Source organism: Alteromonas sp. WD8-37, assembly GCF_055326825.1.
This window is the reverse complement of record NZ_JBUZOV010000005.1, coordinates 150,118-175,879: the sequence shown is the minus strand read 5'-3', so window position 1 is coordinate 175,879 and position 25,762 is coordinate 150,118. Positions and strand designations below refer to the sequence as shown.

General features: G+C 54.6%; 24 protein-coding genes. 4 read left to right on the top strand and 20 right to left on the bottom strand.

From position 1 onward, the window contains the following. Positions 1-181 precede the first annotated feature (181 nt). Entirely contained in the window at positions 182-1,132 is a 951-nt protein-coding gene (locus tag ACTUJZ_RS12865; protein ID WP_463636766.1) for a ligase-associated DNA damage response exonuclease, read from the top strand. Further along, entirely contained in the window at positions 1,132-2,709 is a 1,578-nt protein-coding gene (locus ACTUJZ_RS12860; protein ID WP_463636732.1) for a cisplatin damage response ATP-dependent DNA ligase, read from the top strand. The genes ACTUJZ_RS12865 and ACTUJZ_RS12860 overlap by 1 nt, the downstream gene beginning before the upstream one ends. Before the next feature lie 14 nt (positions 2,710-2,723). Here the strand turns inward: ACTUJZ_RS12860 and ACTUJZ_RS12855 are convergent, their stop codons facing one another. From ACTUJZ_RS12855 to ubiG, 3 genes are all read right to left on the bottom strand, one after another. Next, positions 2,724-3,389, bottom strand: a complete 666-nt coding sequence (locus tag ACTUJZ_RS12855) for a glutathione S-transferase family protein (protein WP_463636731.1) — start codon at positions 3,387-3,389, stop codon at positions 2,724-2,726. Then, positions 3,389-4,018: a glutathione S-transferase family protein gene (locus ACTUJZ_RS12850; RefSeq protein WP_463636730.1), complete on the bottom strand. Its 630-nt coding sequence runs from the start codon at positions 4,016-4,018 to the stop codon at positions 3,389-3,391. The genes ACTUJZ_RS12855 and ACTUJZ_RS12850 overlap by 1 nt, the downstream gene beginning before the upstream one ends. A 79-nt stretch (positions 4,019-4,097) precedes the next feature. Beyond that, positions 4,098-4,862 carry a bifunctional 2-polyprenyl-6-hydroxyphenol methylase/3-demethylubiquinol 3-O-methyltransferase UbiG gene (gene ubiG, locus ACTUJZ_RS12845; protein ID WP_463636729.1) on the bottom strand — a complete coding sequence of 255 codons (765 nt, stop codon included), beginning with the start codon at positions 4,860-4,862 and terminating at the stop codon, positions 4,098-4,100. 94 nt (positions 4,863-4,956) lie between these two features. On the opposite strand from ubiG, the gene ACTUJZ_RS12840 reads away from it, so the two are divergent. Then, entirely contained in the window at positions 4,957-5,322 is a 366-nt protein-coding gene (locus ACTUJZ_RS12840; protein ID WP_463636728.1) for a DUF2237 family protein, read from the top strand. On the opposite strand, the gene ACTUJZ_RS12835 is transcribed toward ACTUJZ_RS12840, so the two are convergent. From ACTUJZ_RS12835 to ACTUJZ_RS12770, 14 genes are all read right to left on the bottom strand, one after another. Beyond that, positions 5,319-6,752, bottom strand: coding sequence for an aldehyde dehydrogenase family protein (locus ACTUJZ_RS12835; protein ID WP_463636727.1), 1,434 nt, complete (start codon positions 6,750-6,752; stop codon positions 5,319-5,321). The two genes, ACTUJZ_RS12840 and ACTUJZ_RS12835, sit on opposite strands and share 4 nt — an antisense overlap. 11 nt (positions 6,753-6,763) lie before the next feature. After that, a complete protein-coding gene (locus ACTUJZ_RS12830) occupies positions 6,764-8,407 on the bottom strand; it encodes an acetolactate synthase large subunit (RefSeq protein WP_463636726.1) in 1,644 nt (547 codons plus the stop codon). 148 nt (positions 8,408-8,555) lie between these two features. Further along, entirely contained in the window at positions 8,556-8,969 is a 414-nt protein-coding gene (locus ACTUJZ_RS12825; protein ID WP_463636725.1) for a DUF4112 domain-containing protein, read from the bottom strand. A 1-nt stretch (position 8,970) separates the two neighbouring features. Further along, positions 8,971-10,050 (bottom strand): ferrochelatase, encoded by a 1,080-nt coding sequence (gene hemH, locus ACTUJZ_RS12820; protein WP_463636724.1) that lies wholly within the window; start codon positions 10,048-10,050, stop codon positions 8,971-8,973. 153 nt (positions 10,051-10,203) lie between these two features. After that, positions 10,204-11,802, bottom strand: coding sequence for an AbgT family transporter (locus tag ACTUJZ_RS12815; protein WP_463636723.1), 1,599 nt, complete (start codon positions 11,800-11,802; stop codon positions 10,204-10,206). Between the two features lie 254 nt (positions 11,803-12,056). Continuing rightward, the gene (gene hflC / locus ACTUJZ_RS12810) at positions 12,057-12,947 is read right to left on the bottom strand and encodes a protease modulator HflC (RefSeq protein WP_463636722.1); all 891 of its coding nucleotides are present in this window, start codon (positions 12,945-12,947) and stop codon (positions 12,057-12,059) included. Between the two features lie 3 nt (positions 12,948-12,950). After that, entirely contained in the window at positions 12,951-14,108 is a 1,158-nt protein-coding gene (gene hflK / locus ACTUJZ_RS12805) for an FtsH protease activity modulator HflK (RefSeq protein WP_463636721.1), read from the bottom strand. Positions 14,109-14,163: 55 nt separating this feature from the next. Next, on the bottom strand, positions 14,164-15,465 hold the full coding sequence (hflX, locus tag ACTUJZ_RS12800) for a ribosome rescue GTPase HflX (RefSeq protein WP_463636720.1): 1,302 nt from the start codon (positions 15,463-15,465) through the stop codon (positions 14,164-14,166). A 17-nt stretch (positions 15,466-15,482) separates the two neighbouring features. Then, entirely contained in the window at positions 15,483-15,734 is a 252-nt protein-coding gene (gene hfq, locus ACTUJZ_RS12795) for an RNA chaperone Hfq (RefSeq protein WP_463636719.1), read from the bottom strand. A 79-nt stretch (positions 15,735-15,813) separates the two neighbouring features. Next, a complete protein-coding gene (gene miaA, locus ACTUJZ_RS12790) occupies positions 15,814-16,749 on the bottom strand; it encodes a tRNA (adenosine(37)-N6)-dimethylallyltransferase MiaA (RefSeq protein WP_463636718.1) in 936 nt (311 codons plus the stop codon). Continuing rightward, positions 16,742-18,535 (bottom strand): DNA mismatch repair endonuclease MutL, encoded by a 1,794-nt coding sequence (gene mutL, locus ACTUJZ_RS12785; RefSeq protein ID WP_463636717.1) that lies wholly within the window; start codon positions 18,533-18,535, stop codon positions 16,742-16,744. The genes miaA and mutL overlap by 8 nt, the downstream gene beginning before the upstream one ends. Positions 18,536-18,561: 26 nt before the next feature. Next, positions 18,562-19,890 carry an N-acetylmuramoyl-L-alanine amidase gene (locus tag ACTUJZ_RS12780; RefSeq protein ID WP_463636716.1) on the bottom strand — a complete coding sequence of 443 codons (1,329 nt, stop codon included), beginning with the start codon at positions 19,888-19,890 and terminating at the stop codon, positions 18,562-18,564. A 48-nt stretch (positions 19,891-19,938) separates the two neighbouring features. After that, the gene (gene tsaE / locus ACTUJZ_RS12775) at positions 19,939-20,409 is read right to left on the bottom strand and encodes a tRNA (adenosine(37)-N6)-threonylcarbamoyltransferase complex ATPase subunit type 1 TsaE (protein WP_463636715.1); all 471 of its coding nucleotides are present in this window, start codon (positions 20,407-20,409) and stop codon (positions 19,939-19,941) included. A gap of 24 nt (positions 20,410-20,433) precedes the next feature. Then, the gene (locus ACTUJZ_RS12770; RefSeq protein ID WP_463636714.1) at positions 20,434-21,933 is read right to left on the bottom strand and encodes an NAD(P)H-hydrate dehydratase; all 1,500 of its coding nucleotides are present in this window, start codon (positions 21,931-21,933) and stop codon (positions 20,434-20,436) included. A gap of 6 nt (positions 21,934-21,939) precedes the next feature. Between ACTUJZ_RS12770 and queG the strand changes: the two genes are divergently transcribed. After that, positions 21,940-23,073, top strand: a complete 1,134-nt coding sequence (gene queG / locus ACTUJZ_RS12765) for a tRNA epoxyqueuosine(34) reductase QueG (protein ID WP_463636713.1) — start codon at positions 21,940-21,942, stop codon at positions 23,071-23,073. 39 nt (positions 23,074-23,112) lie between these two features. Here queG and ACTUJZ_RS12760 read toward each other — a convergent pair whose 3' ends face one another. The 3 genes from ACTUJZ_RS12760 to nudC all read right to left on the bottom strand — a co-directional run bounded on the left by ACTUJZ_RS12760 (position 23,113) and on the right by nudC (position 25,599). Then, positions 23,113-23,556 carry a hypothetical protein gene (locus tag ACTUJZ_RS12760; RefSeq protein ID WP_463636712.1) on the bottom strand — a complete coding sequence of 148 codons (444 nt, stop codon included), beginning with the start codon at positions 23,554-23,556 and terminating at the stop codon, positions 23,113-23,115. A 15-nt stretch (positions 23,557-23,571) separates the two neighbouring features. Continuing rightward, on the bottom strand, positions 23,572-24,660 hold the full coding sequence (hemE, locus tag ACTUJZ_RS12755) for a uroporphyrinogen decarboxylase (RefSeq protein WP_463636710.1): 1,089 nt from the start codon (positions 24,658-24,660) through the stop codon (positions 23,572-23,574). A 120-nt stretch (positions 24,661-24,780) separates the two neighbouring features. Continuing rightward, positions 24,781-25,599: an NAD(+) diphosphatase gene (gene nudC, locus ACTUJZ_RS12750; RefSeq protein ID WP_463636709.1), complete on the bottom strand. Its 819-nt coding sequence runs from the start codon at positions 25,597-25,599 to the stop codon at positions 24,781-24,783. Positions 25,600-25,762: the final 163 nt, after the last annotated feature.

Genomic DNA, 25,762 nt, shown 5'->3' with positions numbered 1-25,762 from the left:
TGCCTGTCAATACGGGCCAGGCACAGGCCAGGATTACCATTGCCAGGCAACCATCCCTCGGCTTTGGCCGTATATCGTTGCAGCTGGATAACTTGAGGAGGTGGTCTTGCACCCACAAGAATGGATCAGTGTTGAAAGTGCCGGCCTGTATTGCCGCCCGGCGGATATTTATGTGGACCCGATGGAGCCGGTGGCCCAGGCGGTGGTCACCCATGGCCATGCCGATCATGCCCGTAGCGGCCACAGCCATGTATTTGCTACTGCTGCCACCCTGGCCATCATGACTACCCGTTATGGCGAGGAGATGGCGGTGACCACCGACACGCTGGACTATCATCAGACGGTGACGCTGGGCGACCCGGAGGACCCGGTGCACATGACCCTGTACCCGGCTGGGCATATTTTAGGCTCAGCCCAGGTATTGTTTGAATACCGGGGCGCCCGGCTGGTGGTATCCGGCGATTACAAACGCCGCCCGGATCCGACCTGCCTGCCCTTTGAGGTGGTGCCCTGTGATGTGTTTATCACTGAAGCCACCTTTGGCTTACCGGTGTTTACCCACCCGCCCATCGAGCAGGAAATCGATAAACTGATTGACTCGCTCAAGGTGTTTCCACAGCGCTGTCATCTGGTTGGCGCCTATGCCTTAGGCAAATGCCAGCGGGTGATATTGGCCCTGCGCCAGGCTGGCTACCACAAGCCTATCTTTTTGCACGGCGCGCAAATTAAATTGTGCGACCTGTATGAACGCCAGGGCATCGATTTAGGCCCGCTGGAGCCGGTCAGTGAACAAACCGACCTGGCGCAGCTGGCCGGTGAAATTGTGATTGCCCCACCCTCGGCACTGGTGGATCGCTGGTCACGCAAGCTGCCCAATGTACGCACTGTGATGGCCTCGGGCTGGATGCAGATCCGTGCCCGGGCCCGACAAAAGCAGGTGGAATTGCCGCTGATTGTTTCTGACCACTGTGACTGGCCAGAGTTATTGCAAACCCTGCACGAGGTCAAACCCACCGAAGTCTGGGTCACCCACGGCCGCGAAGATGCGCTGGTGCACCAGGCTACCCAGCTGGGCTTTAAAGCCCGGGCGCTTTCGCTACTGGGCTATGAAGACAGTGAGGAAACCGGTTAATGGAAGCGTTTAGCAATCTGCTTGAGCAGCTGTATTTTACCAGCGGCAATAACGCCAAGGCCGCGCTGATTATGGACTATTTACGCCATACCCCCGACCCAGACCGGGGCTGGGCCATTGCCGCCATGGCCGGCACCCTGCGCTTTGATTTTTTCAAACGCAACACGGTAAAGCAGCTGATGCTGGAGCGCATCGACCCGGTGCTGTTTGATCTAAGCTACGACTATGTTGGTGAGATGAGTGAAACCGTGGCCCACCTGTGGCCGGCCAATACTGAGGCCGAAGCCACGCCTCTGCCCAGCCTGGGCGACATTGTCGAGCAGTTTCAGCAGGCCAAGCGTACAGAAGTCAAAGACCTGCTCACCGGATATCTGGACCGGATGAGTGCAGCCCAGCGCTGGGCGCTCATTAAACTGGGCACCCGGGGGTTGCGCATCGGCGTATCGGCGCGCAGCATGAAACAGATCCTGGCCCGCTACGGTGACACCGAGGTGGCTGAGATTGAAGCCTTATGGCATGGCGTATCTGCCCCTTACACCGAATTATTAGCCTGGCTGGAGGGCCGCGGTGACAAGCCGGATATCTCCGAACAGGTAACCTTCCACCCGGTCATGCTATCGCATCCGCTGGATGACAACGCGCTAGACGACTGGCAGGCCGACCTGTGGCAGGTGGAATACAAATTCGACGGCATTCGGGTACAGCTGGTCAGCACGGCCAACGGCAAGGCGCTGTTCAGCCGTACCGGCGATGATATCAGCCCGTCGTTTCCCGATTTATTAGAGACCATCGATACCCACTGTGTGCTGGATGGAGAGCTGTTGGTCATGCATGGTGCCGAGGTGGACAGTTTTAATCAGCTGCAACAACGGCTGAACAAAAAAAAGCCCGACAAAAAATTACAGCAAGCCTTGCCGGCTGGGCTGATGGTGTACGATGCCCTTACCCTTGATGATACCGATTTGCATCACCAGCCTTTACACGCCAGGCGTGCCGCGCTGGAACAGTTTATTGCCGGCCAGCCCAGCGAGCGGCTGCATTTATCGCCGGTGCTGGAAATTGCCAGCCTGGATGCATTACATGACCAGTACCAGCAGGCCAGTGCCGATACCGCCATTGAAGGGTTGATGCTTAAACGCCGCGACAGTGTGTATGTGCCGGGACGGCCCAAAGGTCAGTGGTATAAGTGGAAGCGCCAGCCCAAGCTGGTGGATGCAGTGATCATGTATGCGCAGCGCGGCCACGGAAAACGCTCCAGCTTTTATTCGGACTTTACCTTTGGTGCCTGGCAGGACGACACCCTACTGCCTATTGGCAAGGCCTATTCAGGCTTTACTGATGAGGAGCTCAAAAAGTTGGATAACTGGGTACGCCGCCATACAGTGGGCCGCTTTGGCCCGGTGCGTGAGGTCAAAAAAGCACTGGTGATTGAAGTGGCTTTTGATGCTGCGCACCCGTCGTCACGGCATAAATCTGGCATTGCCTTACGCTTTCCGCGCTTTCACCGCATCCGCTGGGACAAACCAGCCGCAGAAGCCGACACCCTGGACACGGTAAAGCAACTGATTGAGCACTGAGGAACAGGCCAGGCTCACACCAGACTGCGCCCGGCCTGGGTAATATTGCTGGCGGTGGCCTCGGCATCCAGTTTAAACGGGATTTCGGTGCCCCGACGTGCCCGCGGCCGGGCTTCGATACTGTTTTTCCAGCGCCGTAAATGCTCCAGGCCATCCATCGACACCCCTGACCACTTGTAGGTGCGCACCCAGCACCAGTTGGCCATATCGGCGATGCTATAGTCACCGGCCAGATATTCATGGTGCTGCAAATGGCCATCGAGCACTTCAAACAAGCGCCGGCATTCATTGTGATAGCGGTTGATGGCGCGCGGAATAGTTTCGTCCAGATAGCGAAAAAACACATTGGCCTGGCCCATCATGGGGCCCACCCCACCCATCTGAAACATCAGCCACTGCATCACCCGGCTGCGTCCTTTAGCATCGGTGGGTAAAAACAACCCGGTTTGTTCGGCCAGATAAACTAAAATCGCGCCGGACTCAAACACACAAAAATCTTCATGCTGATGGTCCACCAGCACCGGAATGCGGCCATTCGGGTTTCGGGCCAAAAAGTCAGGCTGATGCTGCTCCCCAGCGCGCAGATCCACATTGTGCACCTGATACGGCAGCTGCATCTCTTCTAATGCCACCGAGGCTTTCCAGCCGTTGGGCGTCGGCGCAGTATAGAGCGAAAACATCAGGCGCGGGCACTGGGGCGACTGCTGACCCGCTCATACCACTTACGCAGGTTGGTATGCTTGTCTTGCAGACGAATATCCACCACCCGGGCAAAATCAATGGCGCACAGCGCAGTGATATCCACGATGGTAAATTGTTCACCGGCGATATAGTCAAAGCGCTCCAGCCGGTGCTCTAAAATCGATAAGTATTTGGCGGCATTGATGCCGGCCTGCTGGCCAAATTCGGCCACCGGTACCATGCGATCTTTGAAATAGCCGGTGGTGTGCTGAAAGCACATCCCCACCTGTAGCAACAGGGCCTGCTCTACCTGGCGCTGCCACATGGCCACTACGGCTTTATCCAGCGCATCGGTGCCCATCAGGCAGGGCTCAGGGTACAGTTGTTCAAAATAGGTGCAGATAGCATCGGTTTCGGCAATGCAAGTGCCATCGTCTAACTCCAGCACCGGCACCTTACCCAGCGGGTTTTTAGCACGCATTTCGGCGCTTAAATTTTCGCCCTTTTGCAAGTCCAGCTGGACATATTCAATCTCACCCTCAACGTCATTCGGGCCCAGATTTTTTTCGGCCAAGAACATGCGCACGCGGCGCGGGTTGGGGGCAGTACGGGTTTCGTAGATTTTCATGGACTTGCTCCTTCAGGCGAAAGAGCCAGCGTAGCGAAGGATAAATTTTAGTCAACTCATTCTGGTCAACCGCCAACTATTACTTTTCTGAATAGTGGTAACACTGCATATAGTTGACCCGCATGCCGGAGCTGCGGTGCCATTTGTGGTTGAACGGGTTCATGGTCATGCCGCATTTGAAGGTTTTATAAAAGTCTCTGCCCACCCATTTGTCGAGTTCACGGGGTTTAACAAATTTACGCCAAGAATGGGTGCCTTTAGGCAGATACCCCATGATGTACTCAGCACCAATGATGGCCACAAAATAGCTGGTGATGGTGCGATTTAAGGTGGCCAGAATCAACATGCCACCGGGGCGCACCAGGCGGGTGCAGTCGTTGATAAGCGCAGGCTGATCCGGCACATGCTCCACCACTTCGGCATTGATCACCACATCATAAGTGTGTTCGCCGCTCACCTGCGCAGCAACACAATGCTTGTAGGTAATATCCAGTCCTTGGTCTTTGGCGTGACGCTCGGCCACTTCGATGCTGGTGGCGCTGGCATCAATGCCGGTCACCTCGGCGCCCTGTTTGGCCATGGCTTCAGTAACCAGGCCGCCACCACAGCCCACATCCAGTATACGCAGTTCGTGCAACGGGTTTTCGGTTCCCGCCGAGCGGCCAAAATGATGACAGATTTCCTGCAACATAATGGCGGTGCGGGCTTTGTTAAATTCTAATGCTGTTTTGTAATCGCCCTCAGGGTCCCACCAGGCTTCGGCCAGGGCGTCAAAGCGGGCAATTTCCTCGGAAGAATAATTATCCGGATCACGGGGCTCGCCTGTTTTGCTTTTATCCAGCATAAGATTCCTCTAATAAACTTGTCGCAGTGGTTGCTATCGCTGATGCTATTTTATACTCTCGAAGCCAAAGTTGTGATTAGACAGGGATTACATTATGGCCAATGAGAAAAATGTTTTTGGTAAGCCTTTGGTGCTGTGTTGTGGCAACTCCGGCTTTACCCGTGAAGGATTTTGTTCTGTCCCCGCGTCTGATTTAGGCAACCACAGTGTGTGTGCCATCGTCGATGAGCCGTTTTTAGAATTTTCAGCGCGCCGCGGCAATGATCTGATGTCGCCGCGCCCGGATCTGATGTTTCCCGGCCTTAAACCCGGCGATCGCTGGTGCTTGTGTGCGGCGCGCTGGTTCGAAGCCTATGCTGCCGGAGTGGCCCCCAAAGTGGTGCTGGCGGCCACTCATATTAAGGCACTGGACATCGTGCCCTTGGCAGTGCTGGAAAATTACGCGGTGGAATCTGCCTAGCCCTGCGGCCGGCGGATCACCAACAGCCGCGTTTCAGTCATATCCTCGATGGCATAGCGGATCCCTTCACGGCCCAGGCCGGAATCTTTGACCCCGCCATACGGCATATTGTCGACCCGCCAGCTGGGCACATCACCAATAATTACGCCGCCCACATCCAACTCATCCCAGGCTTGCTGAATTTTATAAATATCCCGGGTAAATACGCCTGCCTGTAAGCCATAACGGCTGTTGTTCACTTCTTTTAGCGCCTCGTCGTAGCTACTGAATTTGTACAGCACCGACAGTGGGCCAAAGGCTTCTTCCTGGCTAGCATCACAATCTTTGGGCACATCTTCCATCACGGTGGCCTGCAACATAGCACCGTCGAGCCCGCCACCACACAGCACTTTGCCGCCTGCAGATTTGGCCTGTTCAATCCAGTTGTGCAGCCGTTCGGCTTCATCTTTGGAAATCATCGGGCCGATAAAAGTGTCATCGTTAAGCGGATCGCCGTGCACCAGCTCGGCCACCCGTTTGACATATTTTTCTTTAAAGGTGTCATAAATGTCTTCATGCACCAGCAGGCGCTGCACACTGATACAGCTTTGGCCAGACTGGTAATACGCGCCTACAATGATACGGTCGATGGCATCGTCTATGTCGGCATCGGCATCCACCACACAGGCTGCATTACCGCCTAATTCCAGCACCACCGGTTTTTTGCCGGCATTGGCTTTTAGCTCCCAGCCCACATCCGGCGAACCGGTAAAGCTGAGTAATTTGAGCCGTTCATCTGTGGTAAACAGATCGGCGCCATCGCGTGAACAGGGTAATATCGAAAATGCACCCTTGGGTAACTGGGTTTCAGCCAGAATTTCACCGATGATCAACGCACCAATGGGGGTTTTTGACGCGGGTTTGAGCACAAAGGTACAGCCGGCCGCAATGGCCGGGGCCACTTTGTGGGCGGTCAGATTCAGCGGAAAGTTAAACGGCGAAATAAACGAGCAGGGCCCAATCGGCACTTTTTTGGTCATGCCCTGATAGCCACGCGCCCGTTCGGAGATTTCCAAATTGATTACCTCACCATTGATACGCACACTTTCTTCGGCCGCGATCACAAAGGTATCAATCAGCCGGGTCACTTCGCCTTTGGCGTCCTTGATGGGTTTGCCAGCTTCGATGCACAGCGCATGGGCCAGTTCATCCTCACGCTCTTTAAAGCGTTTGACACAATGATCCAGCACGGCTTTGCGTTCAAATGGGGTGAGTTTGGTCATGGCCGGTTGGGCCTGCTCAGCCGCGGCAATGGCTTTATCAATTACATCCGCGCCGGCTTTGGCCACCCGGGTTGCTACCTCATGGGTGTACTTGTTGGTCACTTCCAGATCCTGATTGGCATATACCGCTTCATTGGCCAGATAGTAGGGGTAACTGTCTTTTAGCATGGTAAGTGTCCTTATAACTGTTCGCTTAATTCTTTGATGGTGCGGTTCAAGGTTTCATCATTCATGGAATAATCCACCGGGCAGTCAATCAAGTGCACTCCGGGCGTATCCAGGCATTTAGCCAGGGTCGTAGCAATCTCGCTGGTTTGAGTGATGCGCCAGCCCTGAGCGCCGTAACTTTCGGCATACTTGACCAGATCCGGGTTTCCATAATCCAGACCAAATTCATCCAGATGCATGTGCGATTGTTTCCATTTGATCATGCCGTAGGCATCATCGCGCAGCACAATTACCACCAGATCCAGCTTTAAGCGCACCGCTGTTTCCAGCTCCTGGCTGTTCATCATAAAGCCGCCATCGCCACACACACTGACCACTGGCACATCCGGCTTAACCAGCTTGGCGCCAATGGCTGAGGGTAAACCTGCGCCCATGCTGGCCAGCGCATTATCCAGCAGCAATGTATTGGGTGCATATGCCGGGTAGTTACGGGCAAACCAAATTTTATAAATGCCGTTGTCCAAAGTGACAATGCCATCTTCCGGCATCACTTTTCTGACATCGCGCACAAAGCGCTCGGGCAGCACCGGGAAGCGGTTGTCATCTTCGGCTACCTGGCGGTGCTCCACATAGGCATTATGCACATCTTTATAAAAATCCAGTTTCCAGTCTTTTTGTGGTGTGATTTTTTCTTTAATTTGCCAGATGCTATTGGCGATATCCCCCACCACTTCTAATTGCGGAAAATACACCGGGTCGACCGCCGCCGAATCAAAGTTAAAATGGATAACCTGCTTGTCTTCATCCTTGTGCATGAAGAAGGGCGGCTTTTCCACCACATCGTGACCCACATTCAGGATCAGGTCTGCCCGGTCGATGGCCCGGTGCACAAAATCCCCGTCGGATAGCGCAGTATTGCCGGCAAACAACGGGTCAGATTCATTGAGCACCCCTTTACCCATCTGGGTAGTCACAAACGGAATACCGGTTTTATCCACAAATTCGCGCAGCATCTTGGCAGTGAGCTTGCGGTTGGCACCGGCGCCAATCAGCAGCAATGGCGAGGTGGCCTGCTCAATCATTTCCACCGCCCGGTTAATGGCTTTGTATTCAGCAATGGGCCGGCGTGACAGGCTGGGCTCTAACAGCGGCATGGTGGTATTTTCTTTGGCGATATCTTCGGGCAACTCGATGTGAACCGCGCCGGGCCGCTCTTCATGCGCGATACGAAAGGCTTCACGTATGGTAGAAGGAATACGCTCGCCACTAACCACCTGAGTGGTATATTTGGTAATAGGCCGTAGCATGTCTACCACATCAATCACCTGAAAGCGCCCTTGTTTAGAGGTTTTAATGGGTTTTTGGCCGGTGATCATCAGCATAGGCATGGCACCTAGCTGGGCGTAGGCTGCCGGTGTAACCAGATTGGTGGCTCCCGGGCCCAGGGTAGACAAACAAACGCCAACCTTACCGGTCAGCCGCCCGTAGGTGGCGGCCATAAAGCCGGCACCCTGTTCGTGCCGGGTCAGTACCAGTTTGATGGAGGATGTGCGAAGAGATTCCAGAAGATCGAGATTTTCTTCGCCGGGGATGCCAAAGATGTATTCTACACCTTCAGCTTCCAGCGCTTTAACAAACAGATCTGAAGCTTTCATCCTGTAAATGGCTCCTCTATTGGCGCAGAAAATGGACTGCAAACAGTGGGCTGCGATGCAGCTGCAGCAAAGAGAGTACGCATATAGCGCGTTGTAGTGGCTACGCGCAGACAGGTAAAAGCGATTAGTTCAACAGGCAGTTAGCGCCTTACGGGGTTTGTTGCCAGTTGTGCAGGGCCTGGCGGGTGCTCTCGTCCAGCTCCTGGCGATGTTGCTCCAGCCACCACTGCTCCATCAGTTTGACATTGCGTTGGTTGGCTTTGAAAAAAAAGTCGGCCACATCACCGACCAGCGGAACCGCCCCCAGTACAAAATCCACTGCCACATTGCGCAGCATTTTGCTGACCAGCGGCCGCGGCAGGCCCAGTTTGTGGCCCAGCCACACAATCCGCCCGGCCAGCGCCACAGTGATCACATCCCCCACCCCGGGCACCAGCCCCAGAATACCGTCCAGACCAATTCGGTAACCTATCACCGGCAGGCGAATAGCAGAATCCAAGGTATTGGCCAGGGACTGCGCCTGACGCAAGGGTTTGGGAATAGACGGGACGGACTGGTTCATATTATTGGCTTGCTCCTAAGGCTTTGGCGCGCTCAGCGCGCTTGTCGGTATCCGCATCAGCCTGCCAGCCAATCAGGTTGTCCTGCACCAGATCAAATAGCATATCCATATGCTGGTCATCGGCATTCAAGGCATCGATATATTCATAGCGCTTGCCACCGGCATGCAAAAAATATTCTTTATTTTCCTCGGCAATTTCTTCGATGGTTTCCAGGCAATCAGCCGAAAACCCCGGACAGACCACCTGGACCGATTTCACCCCCTGACCGGGCAGCGCTTTCATGGTTTCATCCGTATACGGTTGCAACCACTCTTCCCGACCAAAGCGTGACTGAAAACAGGTCATGTATTCGTTGTCTTTCAGGCCAAGGGTTTCAGCCAGCAAGCGCGAGGTTTTATAACACTGGCAGTGATACGGGTCACCATTGAGCAGATAGCGTTTGGGAATGCCATGGTAAGACATTAGCAGTTTGTCGGCGCGGCCATGGGCATCCCAGTGAGCCTGAATTTTGTCTGCCAGCGCCTGAATATAGGCCGGGTTGTCATGATACTGGGTGACAAAGCGCAGCTCCGGCATCCAGCGTCGCTGGGTAAAATCGGCCGCCACTGCATCAAAGGTGGAGGCGGTGGTGGAGGCACAATATTGCGGGTACAGTGGCAGCACCACCAGCTTACGCACCCCATTGGAGATCAATTCGTCCAGCGCCGAGCTAATGGACGGGTTGCCATAACGCATGGCAAAGGCGACTTCCACGTCGTCGCCATACTGTTGCTGACAGCGCGCTTTAAGCGCAGCATGCTGCTGGCGGGTAATGGCCAGCAGCGGTGAGCCCTCATCTGTCCACACAGTGGCATAGGCTTTGGCCGAGCGGCGCGGTCGGATATTTAGGATGATGCCGTTTAAAATAAACCACCAGATAAAGCGCGGCACTTCGACCACCCGCGGATCGGATAAAAATTGCTTGAGATAGGGCCGCAGTGCCGAAGCGGTCGGACTGTCCGGGGTGCCCAGGTTGGTGATAAGCACCCCCAGTTTTTCGGGCTGACGATGAGAAAATTGCGGGCTGCCGGTATACTTCATTATTATCCAACCTGTTGAGGAATAAGCCCTTATTATACCGATTTTTACGCTGTTTTGATCGTTACGATTGCGTAATTGGTGCAGCAGCGAGTTCACTGCTAGGCATTAAAAAAGGCAGCCGAAGCTGCCTTTTTTGTATAAGGATGTGGCGGTTTAGCCGTAATAGGTGGCTGCGCCCGGCCCCACCGGCATGCCCAGCATAAACACCCAGATAAAGAACAGTAAGGTCCAGCCCACGATAAACACCATGGTGTAAGGCAACATCATGGCAATCAGAGTACCCATGCCTAAGTCTTTTTTGTAGCGCGCGGCCATGGCCAGGATCAGCCCGAAATAGCTCATCATTGGCGAGATGACGTTGGTCACCGAGTCACCAATCCGATACGCCGCCTGAATCACTTCCGGTGCATAACCCAGCAGCATCAGCATGGGCACAAAGATTGGCGCGGTCACCGCCCATTGCGCCGAGGCACTGCCTAACGATAAATTCACCATGCCGCACATCAAAATGAATAAGATAAATACCGACGGGCCGTCCAGCCCGGCCGATTGCAGTAAGGCGGCGCCTTTAACCGCCAGCACCGTGCCTAAATTGGTCCACTTGAAAAAGGCCACAAACTGCGCGGCAAAAAATACCAGCGTGATATACAGGCCCATGGTACTCATGCTCTTTGACATGGCATCAATGATGTCTTTATCATTTTTCATGGTGCCGGCGATACGGCCGTACACAAATCCGGGTATGGCAAAGGTAATAAAGATAAAGGCCACGATGCCTTTCAAAAACGGGCTGTTTTGCACTTCGTTGGTTTCTGGATGGCGTAATATGCCCCACTCCGGCACCACGGTCAGCGCCAGAATGCCACAGGTGACCAAAAACGAAATACCGGCCCAGGCCAGCGCTTTTTTCTCCTGCGCGGTGGGCGGATCCATCTGCTGTTTTTCCAGCCCGGCCGGGGCATCATCCTGGCGGAACTGGCCTAAGCGCGGTTCAACAATTTTGTCAGTCACCAGCGCGCCCATAATGGCCACCAAAAAGGTACTGATGATCATGAAGTACCAGTTGACCTCCGGGCCCACCACATAGTCCGGGTCAATCATTTGCGCAGCGGCTTCGGTGATCCCGGATAATAGCGGGTCAACGGTACCCAGTAAAATGTTGGCACTGTAGCCCGCCGAGACCCCGGCAAAGGCCGCGGCCAGCCCGGCCAGCGGATGTCGCCCCAGTGAATGAAAAATCATGGCTGCCAGCGGAATTAACACTACATAACCCAGTTCAGAGGCGGTGTTAGAAACAATCCCGGCAAACACAATAGCAAAGGTCACCACCCGCGGCGGCGCATTCATCACCAGCCCGCGCATGGCAGCAGACAACATACCCGAATGCTCGGCCACCGATACCCCCAACAGGGCCACCAGTACCGTGCCCAGCGGCGCAAAGCCGGTAAAGTTGGTGACCAGGTTGGTCACAATACGCTGCAGTCCTTCGGCACTAAACAACGACACCACCGAGATGATGCCATCAGCAGTGCGGCCGCTGGCGCCTTCCGGGCGCGGGTCGGCCACTGATACATCAAAATAGCCCAGTACGCCACTGACAAAGACAATGCCCACCGCCAGCATGGCAAACAACGTCACCGGATGGGGCAACAGATTTCCCAGCCATTCTACCGTGGCGAGAAAACGGGCGAAGAGTCCGCCCTGGGCCTGCTCTTCGTAGGCAGACCGGGATTGGGTGTGTTCAGAAGACAACGGTGATACCTCTTTTGTTGTGTCGCATCGAATGCCTGCCCTCCCTGGCCATAGATGCCGTAAAGATAAGCGCAGCGTGCAATCAAAAAAGGCCGATTGTAGCTTAACTGGCGGTGTTTCGCATCAATTGTGAAAAAAAGGTTATCAGCGTAAAGGCGGCTTGCCGGCAATTTAGCGGCCGGTGCCGCAAGCGTTTCGCGCATAAAAAAGCCAGCATACATGCTGGCTTTTTTTCTAGCTTAGAGCACGGCGACTTACTGGTCGCGGCGGCCCTGGCTGCTATTCATAAAGCGGAAGAACTCACTGTCTGGCGCTACTACCATGATGTCAGAAGGATCATCGAAGCTTGCGCGGTAAGCATCCATACTGCGCAGAAAACTATAAAAATCGGCATTCTTAGAATACGCCGAAGCATATATCTGTGCAGCAGACGCATCCCCTTCACCGCGCACCTGCCGGGCGTTACGCTCGGCATCGGCCAGCATAACAGTCACCTTGGCATCAATGTTCGCACGGAGGACTTCAGCCTGCTCTTGACCTTCTGAGCGGTGCTCACGGGCTACCGCCGCACGCTCTGCCCGCATCCGCTGGAAGATTGAGTTACTGACTTCGGTAGGCAGGTTAATCTGCTTAACCCGTACATCCACAATCTCAATTCCCAGCTCGTCAGAAGACGTCGCTGCCTGCTCCATGGCCTGGTTCATCAGCGCTGAACGCTCACCAGAAACAATCTGGCGAATGGTACGGGTACCAAATTCTGAGCGCAGACCGTTGTTGACCTTTTGCTTTAACAGCGCTTCGGCTTGCAATTCGTTACCGCCGGTTGACAGATAATAACGGGCAAAATCCTCAATTCGCCATTTTACATACGAATCAACAATCAAATCCTTTTTCTCAGAGGTCACAAACCGGTCTGGCTGGTCATCTAACGTTTTGATTCGCGCATCCAGTTTTTTGACTGAATCAATAAACGGGATCTTAAAATGCAGGCCTGGCTCAAAGACGCGGGTTTCGCCGGTTTGATCATCACGCTGCACCTTACCAAACTGAATCACAATGGCCCGCTCGCCTTCGCGCACTTCAAACAGTGCGCCAGAGGTAAGCGCCACCAACAGAATCAGTACAATAATGGCCAAATTCTTCATGCCTTACTCGCCTCCATTGTTAAAGCGGCTACTGCGTAGACCGGCATCATTGTTGTTGTTTGAGTTGCGCCCGTTGTTTTGCGAGTCATTTATCTGCAGGTTGGGCAGCAAGTTACGCATGTTGGGGGAGCTGTTGTTACTCTGTTGCATGATCTTATCCAGCGGCAGATACATCATGCTATTGCCGTTTTGGTTATCCACCAGAATTTTGCTGGTATTGCTAAACACCTGTTCCATCGTTTCCAGATAGATCCGCTCACGGGTTACCTCAGGGGCTTGTTCATAGTGCGGCAGCAGTTCTTCAAAGCGTGCCACTTCACCCTGGGCTTCTAAGATCACCCGCTCTTTGTAGGCTTGGGCTTCTTCGTTCATCCGGTTTGCGGTACCCCGTGCACGCGGCTCAATTTCGCGGGCATAGGCTTCGGCTTCACGGATGAAGCGTTGTTCATCTTCCTGAGCAGCAATAGCATCATCAAAAGCATCTTTGACTTCTTCAGGCGGCCGCGCGTCACGGAAGTTCATATCGATAATGGTCACACCCATATTGTAGGGTTCGATAATCGATTGCAGTTCTTCCCATACACGTTGGCGGGTCATTTCCCGACCATCGGTCAGCACTTCATCCATTTCTGAATGGCCCACCACATAGCGAATAGCACTGTCGAGTGCCTGGCTTAGGGTGGTTTCCGGGTTTTCTACCGCAAAGCGCCAGCGATATGGATTGATAACGCGATACTGCATTTCCATTTGCACTCGCACCACGTTTTCATCTTCAGTCAGCATGGAGCCGGAGGATGCCTTGTCACGGATGGATTGCACATCCACCGGGATCACGGTATCGATAAAGGTTGGTTTCCAGCGCAGACCGGGTTCCACTTCGGTATAAAACTCACCAAACCGCAGCACTACACCGCGTTCAGCTTCACGAATGGTATAAAAGCCACTGACAAACCAGATAACCACCAGCAAGCCCACCAGCAAACTGATGCCCAGCTTGCCCATACTCTTGCCTGAGCCGCCGCCATTGCCACCGCCGCCCATTTTACTGAATTTGCCAAACAGATTTTTGAACATATCGTCCAAATCAGGGGGCCCCTGGTCACGGCCGCCGCGGTTTTTCCACGGGTCGTTATTTTTGCCACCCGGCTCATTCCAAGCCATGCTAGTACTCCATAAAGTGGTTTAAATTAAATCTTATTGTTCGTTATTCCGGCGGCTATAATTGCGCCGGCTGCGGATCGATAAATGCCGATAAGCCTTTGTCGAGGCGTTTTTCCAGCTTATTCCAGTCAGTAGCCGGCATGCGGACATCCACCAGCCAGTCGCCATTGCTGTCATAAGATTCTGCCGCCAGACAGTTTAGTTCGTACAATACACCACGCAAATGGCTATAGGCCGGGGGAATGCGTAAGCTGTATTCCACCATATTGCGGCCCAGACAGTCGGTAAGTGCTTCACTGAGCAGTTCCAGACCTACACCGGTACGGGCTGATAACCACACCCGAATCGGCATCCCCTCATCATTTCTGTCTATACGCGGCTTAACTTCTTCAAGATTATCAATCTTATTACAGATCAGTAACTGTTGTTTCTCGCCGGCTTCAATCTCATCCAGCACTTCGTTGACCTCATCCATGGTTTCGCGATAGCGAGCATCTGAGACATCCACTACATGCAGCAGCAAATCCGCTTCCTGCGTTTCTTGCAATGTCGCCTTAAAAGCTGCGACCAAATCATGGGGCAAGTGGCGGATAAAGCCTACGGTATCAGCTAAAATAGCCGGCCCCACATCCTGCAATTCAATTTTTCGCAAAGTAGGGTCTAACGTAGCAAACAACTGGTCAGCCGCATATACATGGGCATCGGTAATTTGATTAAATAATGTTGATTTTCCAGCGTTAGTGTAACCCACCAGTGACACTGTGGGAATTTCGGCACGTTTACGTGAGCGCCGGCCTTGTTCGCGTTGACGTTGTACTTTGCCCAAACGGCGTTGAATACTTTTGATACGGCCGCGCAGTAAGCGTCGGTCGGTTTCCAACTGAGTTTCACCGGGACCGCGCAGGCCGATACCGCCTTTTTGACGCTCAAGGTGGGTCCAGCCCCGGATCAAACGGGTGGAGATATGCCGCAACTGGGCCAATTCTACCTGTAACTTACCTTCGTGAGTTCGCGCGCGCTGGGCAAAAATATCCAGAATCAGCCCGGTGCGATCCAGCACCCGACATTTGCAGATGCTTTCTAAGTTACGCTCCTGTGACGGCGACAGAGAATGGTTGAAAATCACCACATTAGCGTCGTTAGCCTTAACCGCCGCAGCGATTTCTTCGGCCTTGCCTGAGCCCACAAAGTATTTAGCATGCGGCGCGTTGCGCGATGTGGTCAACACATCCGCCGCATTGACCCCGGCAGAAGATACCAGCAATTCTAATTCGGCCAGCTCTTCTTTGGAGTTTTCGTCGGTAAAATTAACATGAACAAGGACAGCCTGCTCACCGGCTTCATAACGGTCAAACAAGCGATATACCTTTTAAATTATTCAGGTTTACTATTTTCAGCATCCCCTTGGGTGGTAGGCATGGTGATGGCACGCGCAGGCACAACCGTAGAGATTGCGTGCTTGTATACCATCTGGCTGACTGTATTTTTTAGCAAGATAACAAACTGGTCAAATGATTCGACCTGGCCCTGCAGTTTAATCCCATTTACCAGGTAAATGGACACAGGGATTCGTTCCTTGCGTAACGCGTTCAAGAATGGGTCTTGTAAAGATTGCCCTTTAGCCATCTCAATTCCTTAGTTTTTATTATTTAGGTGGCTGCAGTAATTTCAGCCATCATGCCTAATGTATAACATACTCATGCACTTAACGTGCGGCTTTTGCTAAAATTTTAGCCAAATTATCGTTAGCAAATGTGTCGAGCCATTGCAAGTCATTCCAGCCGCGTAACCAGGTTAACTGCCGTTTGGCAAGCTGCCGGGTTGCAATTACCCCGCGTTCCTGCATCTGCACATAGGTCAGCGTCCCATTCAAATACTGCCACACCTGACGGTATCCTACAGAACGTATAGACGGTAAATCTTCATGCAGATCACCCCTGTTACGCAAATTTTCAACTTCTGCCACTAACCCTTGCTGCAACATTTGCGTAAACCGCTGGGCAATACGTTCATGCAACACTGCCCGCGATGCAGGCGCAATGGCAAACTGTGTTATAGGGTACGGACACGGTTCAGCATCCTGCTGCTGCCAGTGAGTCAGAGTCTGACCGGAGCTGCGGTACACTTCCAAAGCCCGGGTAATTCGCTGCGGATCATTGGGATGAATTCGCTGCGCGCTGACCGGATCGACACGTTGTAACTGCGCATGCATGTGTGACCATCCCTGTGCATGCGCTTCTTGAGTGATGGCGTCCCTGACCGCCTCGTCGCTCTTAGGTAAGGGCGAAATTCCGTTTATCAAGGCATTAAAGTACATCATTGTTCCGCCTACTAAAACGGGCACTTTATTGCGCTGATGAATTTCACCAATTAAACGTATAGCATCCTGCCGAAATTCTGCCACTGAGTAACTGTCGGCCGGATCGATAATGTCGATCAGCCAGTGCGGTGCTATGGCCTGTTCGGCTGCATCCGGCTTGGCGGTGCCAATGTCCATGTCGCGATAGACCAGCGCCGAATCAACACTGATAATTTCACAATCCATTTGTTGAGCCAGCTCTAAGGCCAGCCCGGTTTTGCCTGAGGCGGTTGGGCCCATAATGGCAACCACCGGTAATGCAGGGTTTGTACCATTATCCATCTAATCTGCCCCAATGTTGAATCAGCCGGGCACTATCGCAGGCCTGCCCGGCTTGTGCAAGCAGACTGTGTTGTTGCGCCAGCGCGCTGTTATCAAACCATTGCCACACCTGCTGATAGACTTCATCCGGCCAGGCGATAGGCAGTGCTGCCAGTGCCGCAGGCAGCGCAGCCGCATCGGGTACCTGCAGTTCCATCATGGGGGAAAATAAACGCACCCACGGCAGATGCCGACAACCAGCGGGGACTTGTTGTAAGCGTAGTTTGCCAGCGCCGGGCTGAATAACAAATCCGAGTTCATTGCAACAATCGATAGTTTGCTGACTGACCTCATAAGGATCGATGGCCACCGGCATCAACAGTGGCTGCGAGGCACGCACCGGCTGCAATAGCTGAGCCCACCAGTCAGCTAACAGCTCATCGGCATTCAGCAATACCACATCCTTGTTATGTTGGAACAAGCGATGGCTGGCCGATAAAGCCAGCATCGGCAGGGCTTGGTTAGCCTCGCTGTCGCCATCTGGCGTCATCAGCCGCGAAAACTGTTGCTGGTAATGTTCGCTGACCTCAGCGCGCCGACTGCCACCAACCCGGCTGCTCATAGCACTTTGGCCAGGAGCACCTCGGCCAGGAGCACCACTGGTCCTGGTGCCGCCGGCCGGAGCCTGGGGCACACCCGAAGACATCGACGGCGCAACCGGCCGGTCAGGCGCGGAACTGCGGGTTTGCAACGGCTGGCTGTAATCATGGCTGACCGCCACCGGCACCGGGCGCGACACAGGGCTATCACTGTCATCGTGCAATAGCGCCTCACTAACTGCCTTACAGATAAAATCATGCACCAGTCGGCTTTGCTGAAAGCGCACCTCATGTTTGGCCGGATGCACATTCACATCCACATCTTTGGGGGCCACTGTCAGATAAAACACAAACGCCGGTTGTTCAGTGTCCCCATAGGCCTGCGTATAGGCCTGGCGAATGGCATGCAAAATCAGTTTATCGCGCATGCCGCGATTATTGACAAAGCTGTACTGGCAATCGGTACTGCTGCGTAACTGGGTGTGATTACCCAGCCAGGCCTGGATCTGCATGCCCTGATGATCCAGCTGCACGTGGATTGCGTGGTCGATAAATTTTTGCCCCACCACCTGGGCCAGCCGCTGGCTGTGCTTTTCAGGCCGTACTGCGGCAAAGCGACGGATTGTTTTTTGGTTGTGGCGCAATACAAAGCTTACCTGCGGGTGGCTTAGCGCGATACGTTTAACCACCTCATCGATATGCTGAAACTCGGTTTTTTCGGTGCGTAAAAATTTGCGCCGGGCCGGGGTGTTATAGAACAGGTCGGCCACATCGATGGTGGTCCCATCGGGGTGGGCAGCCGGGGTCACCGTTACCGCCATCTCGCGGCCTTCACAGCTGGCCTGCCAGGCCGCCTCCTGCGCTGGCGGTTTGGAGGTCAGAGTGAGCCGGCTGACCGAGCTGATACTGGCCAGCGCTTCGCCGCGAAAGCCTAGGGATAAAATTTGTTCCAGATCATCCAGTGAGGCGATTTTGCTGGTGGCATGCCGGCTTAACGCCAGTTGCAGTTCGTCTTTGCTGATGCCGCCACCGTCGTCACGAATTTTGATCCGCTTGTGCCCGCCCCGCTCGATATCCAGCTCAATTTTGCGCGCGCCAGCATCCAGCGCATTTTCAATCAGCTCTTTGACGACCGAAGCCGGTCTTTCCACCACTTCACCAGCAGCGATCTGGTTAGCCAGTTGCGGGGGCAATAATTGTATAGGCAAAATAACTCTCTTTTGGCTGGGCGGCGTTAAGTGCTGGGGATGGTCAGTACCTGGCCAATCTGAACCACATCATTACGCAAATTATTGGCTTCCTTGATACTGCTGACCTTCACATTATAGCGCTGAGCCAGCAGCGACAGCGACTCACCACTGCGCACCTTATGGGTGCGATTACGTTCTTTGTAGGAGGCCCACAGGGTGCCATCGGGCGGAACCTGGCGAAAATAGCGTTTGGTGGCTTCAAACAGGGAATTGGCCAGGCGCTGGCGATATTCTTCCCATAACAGATTTTTTTCTTCCTGCGGGTTGGAGATAAAGCCCACCTCCACCAGAATCGAGGGAATGTCTGGCGCGGTCAGCACTGCAAAGCTGGCCGCCTGGGGCGAACGCTTGTGCAAGCGGGTGACTTTTTTCATCTCACCGATCACCAGCTCGCTTAAATCGTAACTGGCCGACATGGAGTGATCCATGGACAGTCCAATAATGGTTTCGGCCAGATAACGTTCGCTGGCGTTATCCGAAATTACCTCGGCAGCGCCGCCCAGCAATTCAGAGTGGCGCTCGGTTTTTTCCAGCCAGCGGCCCAGTTCAGAATCGGCGCGGCGCATGGACAGCACCCACACCGAGCCGCCGCGCGGCTCCGGCTGACTAAACGCATCAGCGTGAATAGAGATCAGCAGATCGGCTTTTTCCTGTCGGGCAATTTCCGGGCGTTTGGCCAGATGCACAAAGCGATCATCCTGGCGGGTCAACACCGCCCGCATACCATATTCTTTATCAATCAGCGCAGCCAGTTTTTTAGCAATGCTTAAGGTGATGTGCTTTTCATAGGTGCCTGAGGGGCCCACCGAGCCGGGGTCGCGGCCACCATGGCCAGCATCAATGGCCACAATGATATCGCGGTCACGGGTATTGTCAGCGCTATCAATGCGCACCGAGGAGGTAGCCGGTGCTACTCCACCCGGGCCTTCCAAATCCACCACCAGCCGGTGGCCATAGCCGCCATCCGGCGCAATGGCAAACAAATTGGGTGTGGCGCGCTGGTTTAAATCAATGACCACCCGCGCAGACTGGCTATTTTTAGGCGTGGAATAGCGCAAGCGGCGAATTAAGCTGCCGGTGTCCTCAGCCGGGGTTAAATCGGCGCTATCGCTGGTATTGGCCAGATCGATGACCAGCCGCTCGGGGTTATTTAACGAAAAATAGGTAAATTGCGGCGCCTGAGCCAGATCAAACACTACCCGGGTTTGGTCCGGGCCGGGGGACACGCGCACCGCGCTGATGGGAGACTGTGCCGCCAGTACCGGGCCGGCCAGCCCACTGGCAAAAAGAACAAAAAGTAATACGCGTAACATGGTTCGCCCTGGGTTAATGATCATTGTTGTAGGCGTAAAGCACCACGGTTAACTGCCGGGCAACATCAAAGCCCCGGCCGGGCTTGTGGCGGCCACGGTAAAGCAGCGCTCGGTGTCGTCCAATTCAATAGTAATGGTTAAATCTGCTGATGCCAAGAGCCCGGCCCCGCGCTCCGGCCATTCCACCAGGCACAGGGTATCAGGGGCAAAATAGTCACGAATCCCCATAAACTCCAGTTCTTCCGGGTCGGCCAGGCGGTACAGATCAAAATGGTAGACTGTCAGCGACCCCAAAGCATATGGCTCAACCAGGGTGTAGGTCGGGCTTTTGACTGCGCCCACATGGCCCAGCGCCTGGATAAGATAGCGGCTGAACGTGGTTTTGCCGGCGCCCAGGTCACCCTGCAAATAAATCACCACGCCGGCGCCAGCGTGCTGGCGCACCTGGGTGGCCAGCTGTTCGGCCAGTTGCCGGGTTTGTTGCTCGCTGGCAACATTAAACTGTTTTTGCGCACTCATATTGATGGACTACTGCTTTATCGATTATTGGTTGATTAACTCACGCACAGCGCTGAACAAATCACTGGCCAGCATGCCACGCTGGCCATCGCGCCGGGCCAGATTATCGCCGGCCTTGGCATGTAATGTCACGCCATACTGGCTGGCCAGACTCGGGCTTAAGCCCTGGGCCAGTAAAGCACCTAGTATGCCACTTAATACATCGCCACTGCCAGCGGTGGCCATGGCCGGATTGCCATGCCGGCACACCGCCACGCTGTGCTCATCATCGATGATGCTACCTGCGCCTTTGAGCACACAGGTGGCATGGTAGCGCTCGGCACATTGTTTGGCATAATTGAAGCGATCGGCTTCCACATCGTCCACTGACACACCCAGCAAACGGGCTGCTTCGGCGGCATGCGGGGTCAGGATACAGGCATTGATAGTATAGGCAGTGGCCTGGCGACTGAGCAAGTTGAGCGCATCGGCATCGATGACCATGGGCTTTTGGCTGTGCTGACAATGTTTCATTACTGTTTCAAAGGCTTGCTGGCCCCAACTGTCCTGACCCAGACCCGGCCCTACTACCACACAGGTAGCCCATTCCAGCGCCTCTTCTAAATCATCACAGCTAACCATCAGTTCCGGGCGCCCGGCGCTTACCTGTAGCAGCGAGCCTTCATGCACATAAGTACGCACCATGCCGGCGCCGGCGCGCAGCGCCGCTTCCCCACTCAAGCGGATGGCACCGCCAGTGCCCTTATTGCCGCCCACACACAATAGCCGTCCATAAGTACCTTTGTGGCTATGCACATCACGCGGTCCCAGTCCCTGAAACTGGCTCATATCCAGCCAGCGGGCAAAGGGTTTGGCTAACTGATCAAAAGCCCGGCCCACACCTAAATCCTCAAACACCAGTTTGCCACAGGCCTGCTTGCCAGCGCCGGTGGTCAGGCCTGGCTTGATGCCCACTAACGTCACCGTAACCGTGGCTGACACACAGCGGCCCAGCGCCTGGCCGGTATTGGCATCCAGGCCCGAAGGCACATCGATACTGACCACTGGCACATCCGCCTCATTCACACTGTCGATGATGCTGGCAAATTCATTACGCACATAGGTATTGATACCCGTGCCCAACAAGGCATCAATCACCAGCCCGGCTTTGTCCAAATAGGCCGGGTCCCAGGCAACGATTTCACCCCCCAACTCCAGCCATTGCGCCTGCGCTTGTCCAGCATCTCCGCTTAGTTCACGCTCAGGCTCCACGGCGCAGACAATTACCCGCTTGCCCGCCTGGCGCGCATGGCAGGCGGCAATGTAGCCATCACCAGCATTGTTACCCTGACCCACTAGTACCAGATACACCTCGGTGTTGGGTAATAAATACTGACACTGGCGAAACACCGCTTCGCCGGCACGCTGCATCAGCGTGTATAGCTTACAGTCACTGTTGCTGGCTGCTTGTTCTTCATGCTTACGCACGTCGTCGGCACGATACAGTTTGTATGATAAACTTGAGGTCAGTTGGGTATCTAGCATGAGTTCATGTCCGCAATTAATTCTTTGGATTTAGGTCGCCTGGTTGACGATATCAGGGCTTGGGGCCGGGCGCTAGGCTTTCAGCAGGTGGGGATCAGCGATATTGATTTGCACCAGCACGAAGCCTATCTGCAACACTGGTTAGATAACGGGTATCACGGTGAAATGGATTACATGGCGCGCCATGGCATGAAGCGTGCGCGCCCGGCCGAACTGGTACCCGGCACCGTGCGGGTGATCAGTGTGCGCATGGATTATCTACCGCCGGATGCCTCCTTTGCCCGCCATCTCAAAAACGACCAGCTGGGCTATGTTAGCCGCTACGCGCTGGGCCGCGATTACCACAAAGTGCTGCGCAACAAGCTTAAACAGCTGGGGCAAAAAATCGAGCAGGCATTGAGCGAGACCCAGTATCGCCCATTTGTGGACTCCGCACCGGTGCTGGAGCACGCGCTGGCCGAAAAAGCCGGCCTGGGCTGGACCGGCAAACATAGCCTTACCTTAAACCGCGATGCCGGCTCCTGGTTTTTTTTGGGCGAGTTGTTTATCAATCTGCCGTTGCCTGTGGACAGCCCGGTAGAAGAAGGCTGTGGCAGCTGCACCGCCTGCATGACCATGTGCCCCACCGGCGCCATTGTGGCTCCCTACCAGGTGGATGCGCGCAAATGCATTTCTTATCTGACCATCGAGCATGACGGGGCCATCCCCGTTGAGCTGCGGTCACTGATGGGTAATCGGATATATGGCTGTGATGATTGCCAGCTGGTGTGCCCGTATAACCGCCAGGCAGACATCACCGAAGAGGCGGATTTTTATCCGCGCCAGCAGTTACACGGTCAGTCTCTGGTCACGCTGTTGGGCTGGGATGAGGCTACTTTTTTACGCTACACCGAAGGCTCGCCCATCCGGCGTATCGGCCATGCCAAATGGCAGCGCAATATCGCGGTGGCGATGGGCAATGCAGCACCCGACGCGGCGATGATTGCCGCGCTACAGGCGGCGCGGCCGCAGGCCAACGCCATGGTGCAGGAGCATATCGACTGGGCGCTGGCCCGCCAGCAGGCTGGCCAGGGCCAGCCCAGCCGGCAGACCGCTCGTCTGACTCGGGTGGTGGAAAAAGGCTTGCCGCGGGATGCGTAATTACGGGTAAAATATAATCGCAGGAGAACCCCGCGCCGGCTAGCTGCTGGCGTCAGGTGACATCTGCACTACAAAATGGGTAATGCCATCAGTACTGGAGCTATCATTGGTCAGATGTGAAAAATGCCACCAGGACTCTTCCTGAAGCTGTTCCATCATGGCTTTGAAATCCTGCACCTGACCGGAAAACTCGCCGCTCATCTCACAGCCGTGCAGGCTACAGCGAACCGAGTGCAATAACAGATGCTCGGCACTGGGGTGCAGCGTGAAAAAGGCTTTCAGCTGCTGTTCCTGCTGGCGGGTCACCGAGGGTGCATCACTGGGCGGTGCGGCCACCGCCTGGCGCGGTGCCGCTTTGTCTAAATCTGCAGCCAGCTGTTGCTGGTGCTGATCACTGACATGCAATTTGTCACGATAATAGCCTGATTTGTACGCCGCCACTGCGATAAAGGCGACCAGACTCGCGTACAGCCATTTTTTCATTATTTTTGCCGTGTTTTATTTATGATAAGGCTGGCTCAGTCGATGCACAGCATCGACAAAGACCCCTGCGTGCTCGGGCGGCACATCCAGATGAATCCCGTGGCCCAGGTTAAATACGTGGCCACTGCCAGCACCATACTGCTGAAGGATCCGCGCCACTTCCTGTTCAATGCGTTCTGGCGCCGCATACAACATAGATGGGTCCATGTTGCCCTGCAGTGCCACTTTATCGCCAATACGGGCGCGCGCTTCATCAATATTGATGGTCCAGTCCAGGCCCACTGCATCACAGCCGGTCGCCGCAATGGCTTCTAACCACATGCCACCATTTTTGGTAAACAAGGTGACCGGCACGCGCCGGCCGTCATTATGCCGGGTCAGGCCATCCACAATCTTAGCCATATACTGCAACGAAAAAAGATTGTAGTCGCGCGGTGACAGCACCCCACCCCAGGTATCAAAAATCATCACTGACTGCGCGCCCGCTGCAATCTGCGCATTCAGATACAAAATCACTGAATCAGCCAGCTTATCCAACAGCAGATGCAGCGCTTGCGGCTCGGCAAAGGCCATCCGTTTGATTTTGGTAAAGGCCTTGCTGGCACCGCCTTCAATCATATAGGTAGCCAGTGTCCATGGGCTGCCGGAAAACCCAATCAGGGGCACACTGCCGTTAAGTTCGCGGCGAATGGTTCGCACCGCGTTCATTACATACTGTAGCTCGCCTTCCGGATCGGGAATCGGCAGTTGTTCGATCTGGCGGTAATTGGCCAGCGGGCGCTCAAATTTAGGCCCTTCGCCGGGCTCAAAATACAAGCCTAAGCCCATGGCATCAGGAATGGTCAGAATATCCGAAAACAAAATCGCCGCATCTAGCTCAAAGCGACGCAGCGGTTGCATGGTCACTTCACAGGCCAACTCAGCATTACGGCACAATGCCATAAAGTCACCCGCCTCGGCCCGGGTGGCCTTGTATTCTGGTAAATAACGGCCAGCCTGGCGCATCATCCATACCGGGGTCATATCCACCGGCTGCTTTTGCAATGCGCGCAGGTAGCGATCATTGTGTAGCGGGCTGGGTGATGCATCAGAATGTGTTGACATAATATCCTCTAACCAGGGGGAAAATTTTTTACCGCGCGAGTATACCAAGTTTTGTCTGGCTGTGGCGCCTTTTTACGACAGCGCGTGCGGCCCACTTTGTCGAATAAAACACTGGGTGCTCTACCCGCGCTGGACCACCGCCTCAATCAAACGTCCGGCAATGGACATCTTGGGCGGAATGGTGGGCAGATCGTGCAGATCAAACCAGTGCGCGTCAACAATCTCGTGGTCATCCACCACAATTTCGCCGCCCGCGTATTCGGCCAGATAGCCGACCATCAACGAATGCGGAAACGGCCACGGCTGGCTACCAAAATACTGCAGATTTTTGACCTGTACTCCTACCTCTTCGTGCACCTCGCGGTGCAGGGCCTGCTCCAGCGTTTCCCCACTTTCCACAAAGCCGGCCAGGGTCGAGTACAAATTGGCTTGTTTATGCCGCACACCGCGGGCCAGTAAAATCTGCCCAGGCCGATAAATCGCCACGATGATGCAGGGCGAGATCCGCGGGTAACTGCGATGCTGGCAGCGATGACACTGTACCGCCATCTCCCAGGCCACCGCTTCGGTGCGCCCGCCACATTGACCACAAAATCGGTGGGTACGCAAAAAATGCACATATTGCCAGGCCCGGGCATAATCGCGAAATTCGTCAGAACGGGCCTCACTGAGCACCTGGCGTAGCGACACCCACTGCCACTCACCAATAGCCAGATGTTCCGCACCACAATCCAGCACCGCCAGCGGCGCAGTGTCGGTGTTTTCTTCCAGCGGCGGCAGATACTGCACCTGGCCAGCATAATGATGTAAGAACTGCAAAGCCGGCCACGGCTGGCGTGGCAGCTCGCCGTGCGCATCTACCAGGATGCGGTCACGCCAGAACACCAGCCAGGGGCCGGTATAGGCGTTAAGCGCTGCCGCCGAAAAAGTTGTCATCATACTGCGTCTGCCTGTAATGTTGCCATTGTGGTGTCAGCGCCGATAATAGCGGCTTGCCGGGGCCATTTACAAATCTGCCCGGTCTGGATCGCTGTTGCCGATTTGTACTGCTTGCCGGCAGTGTTATACTCACTGCATTATTGGACACTATCCATCGCTGCAG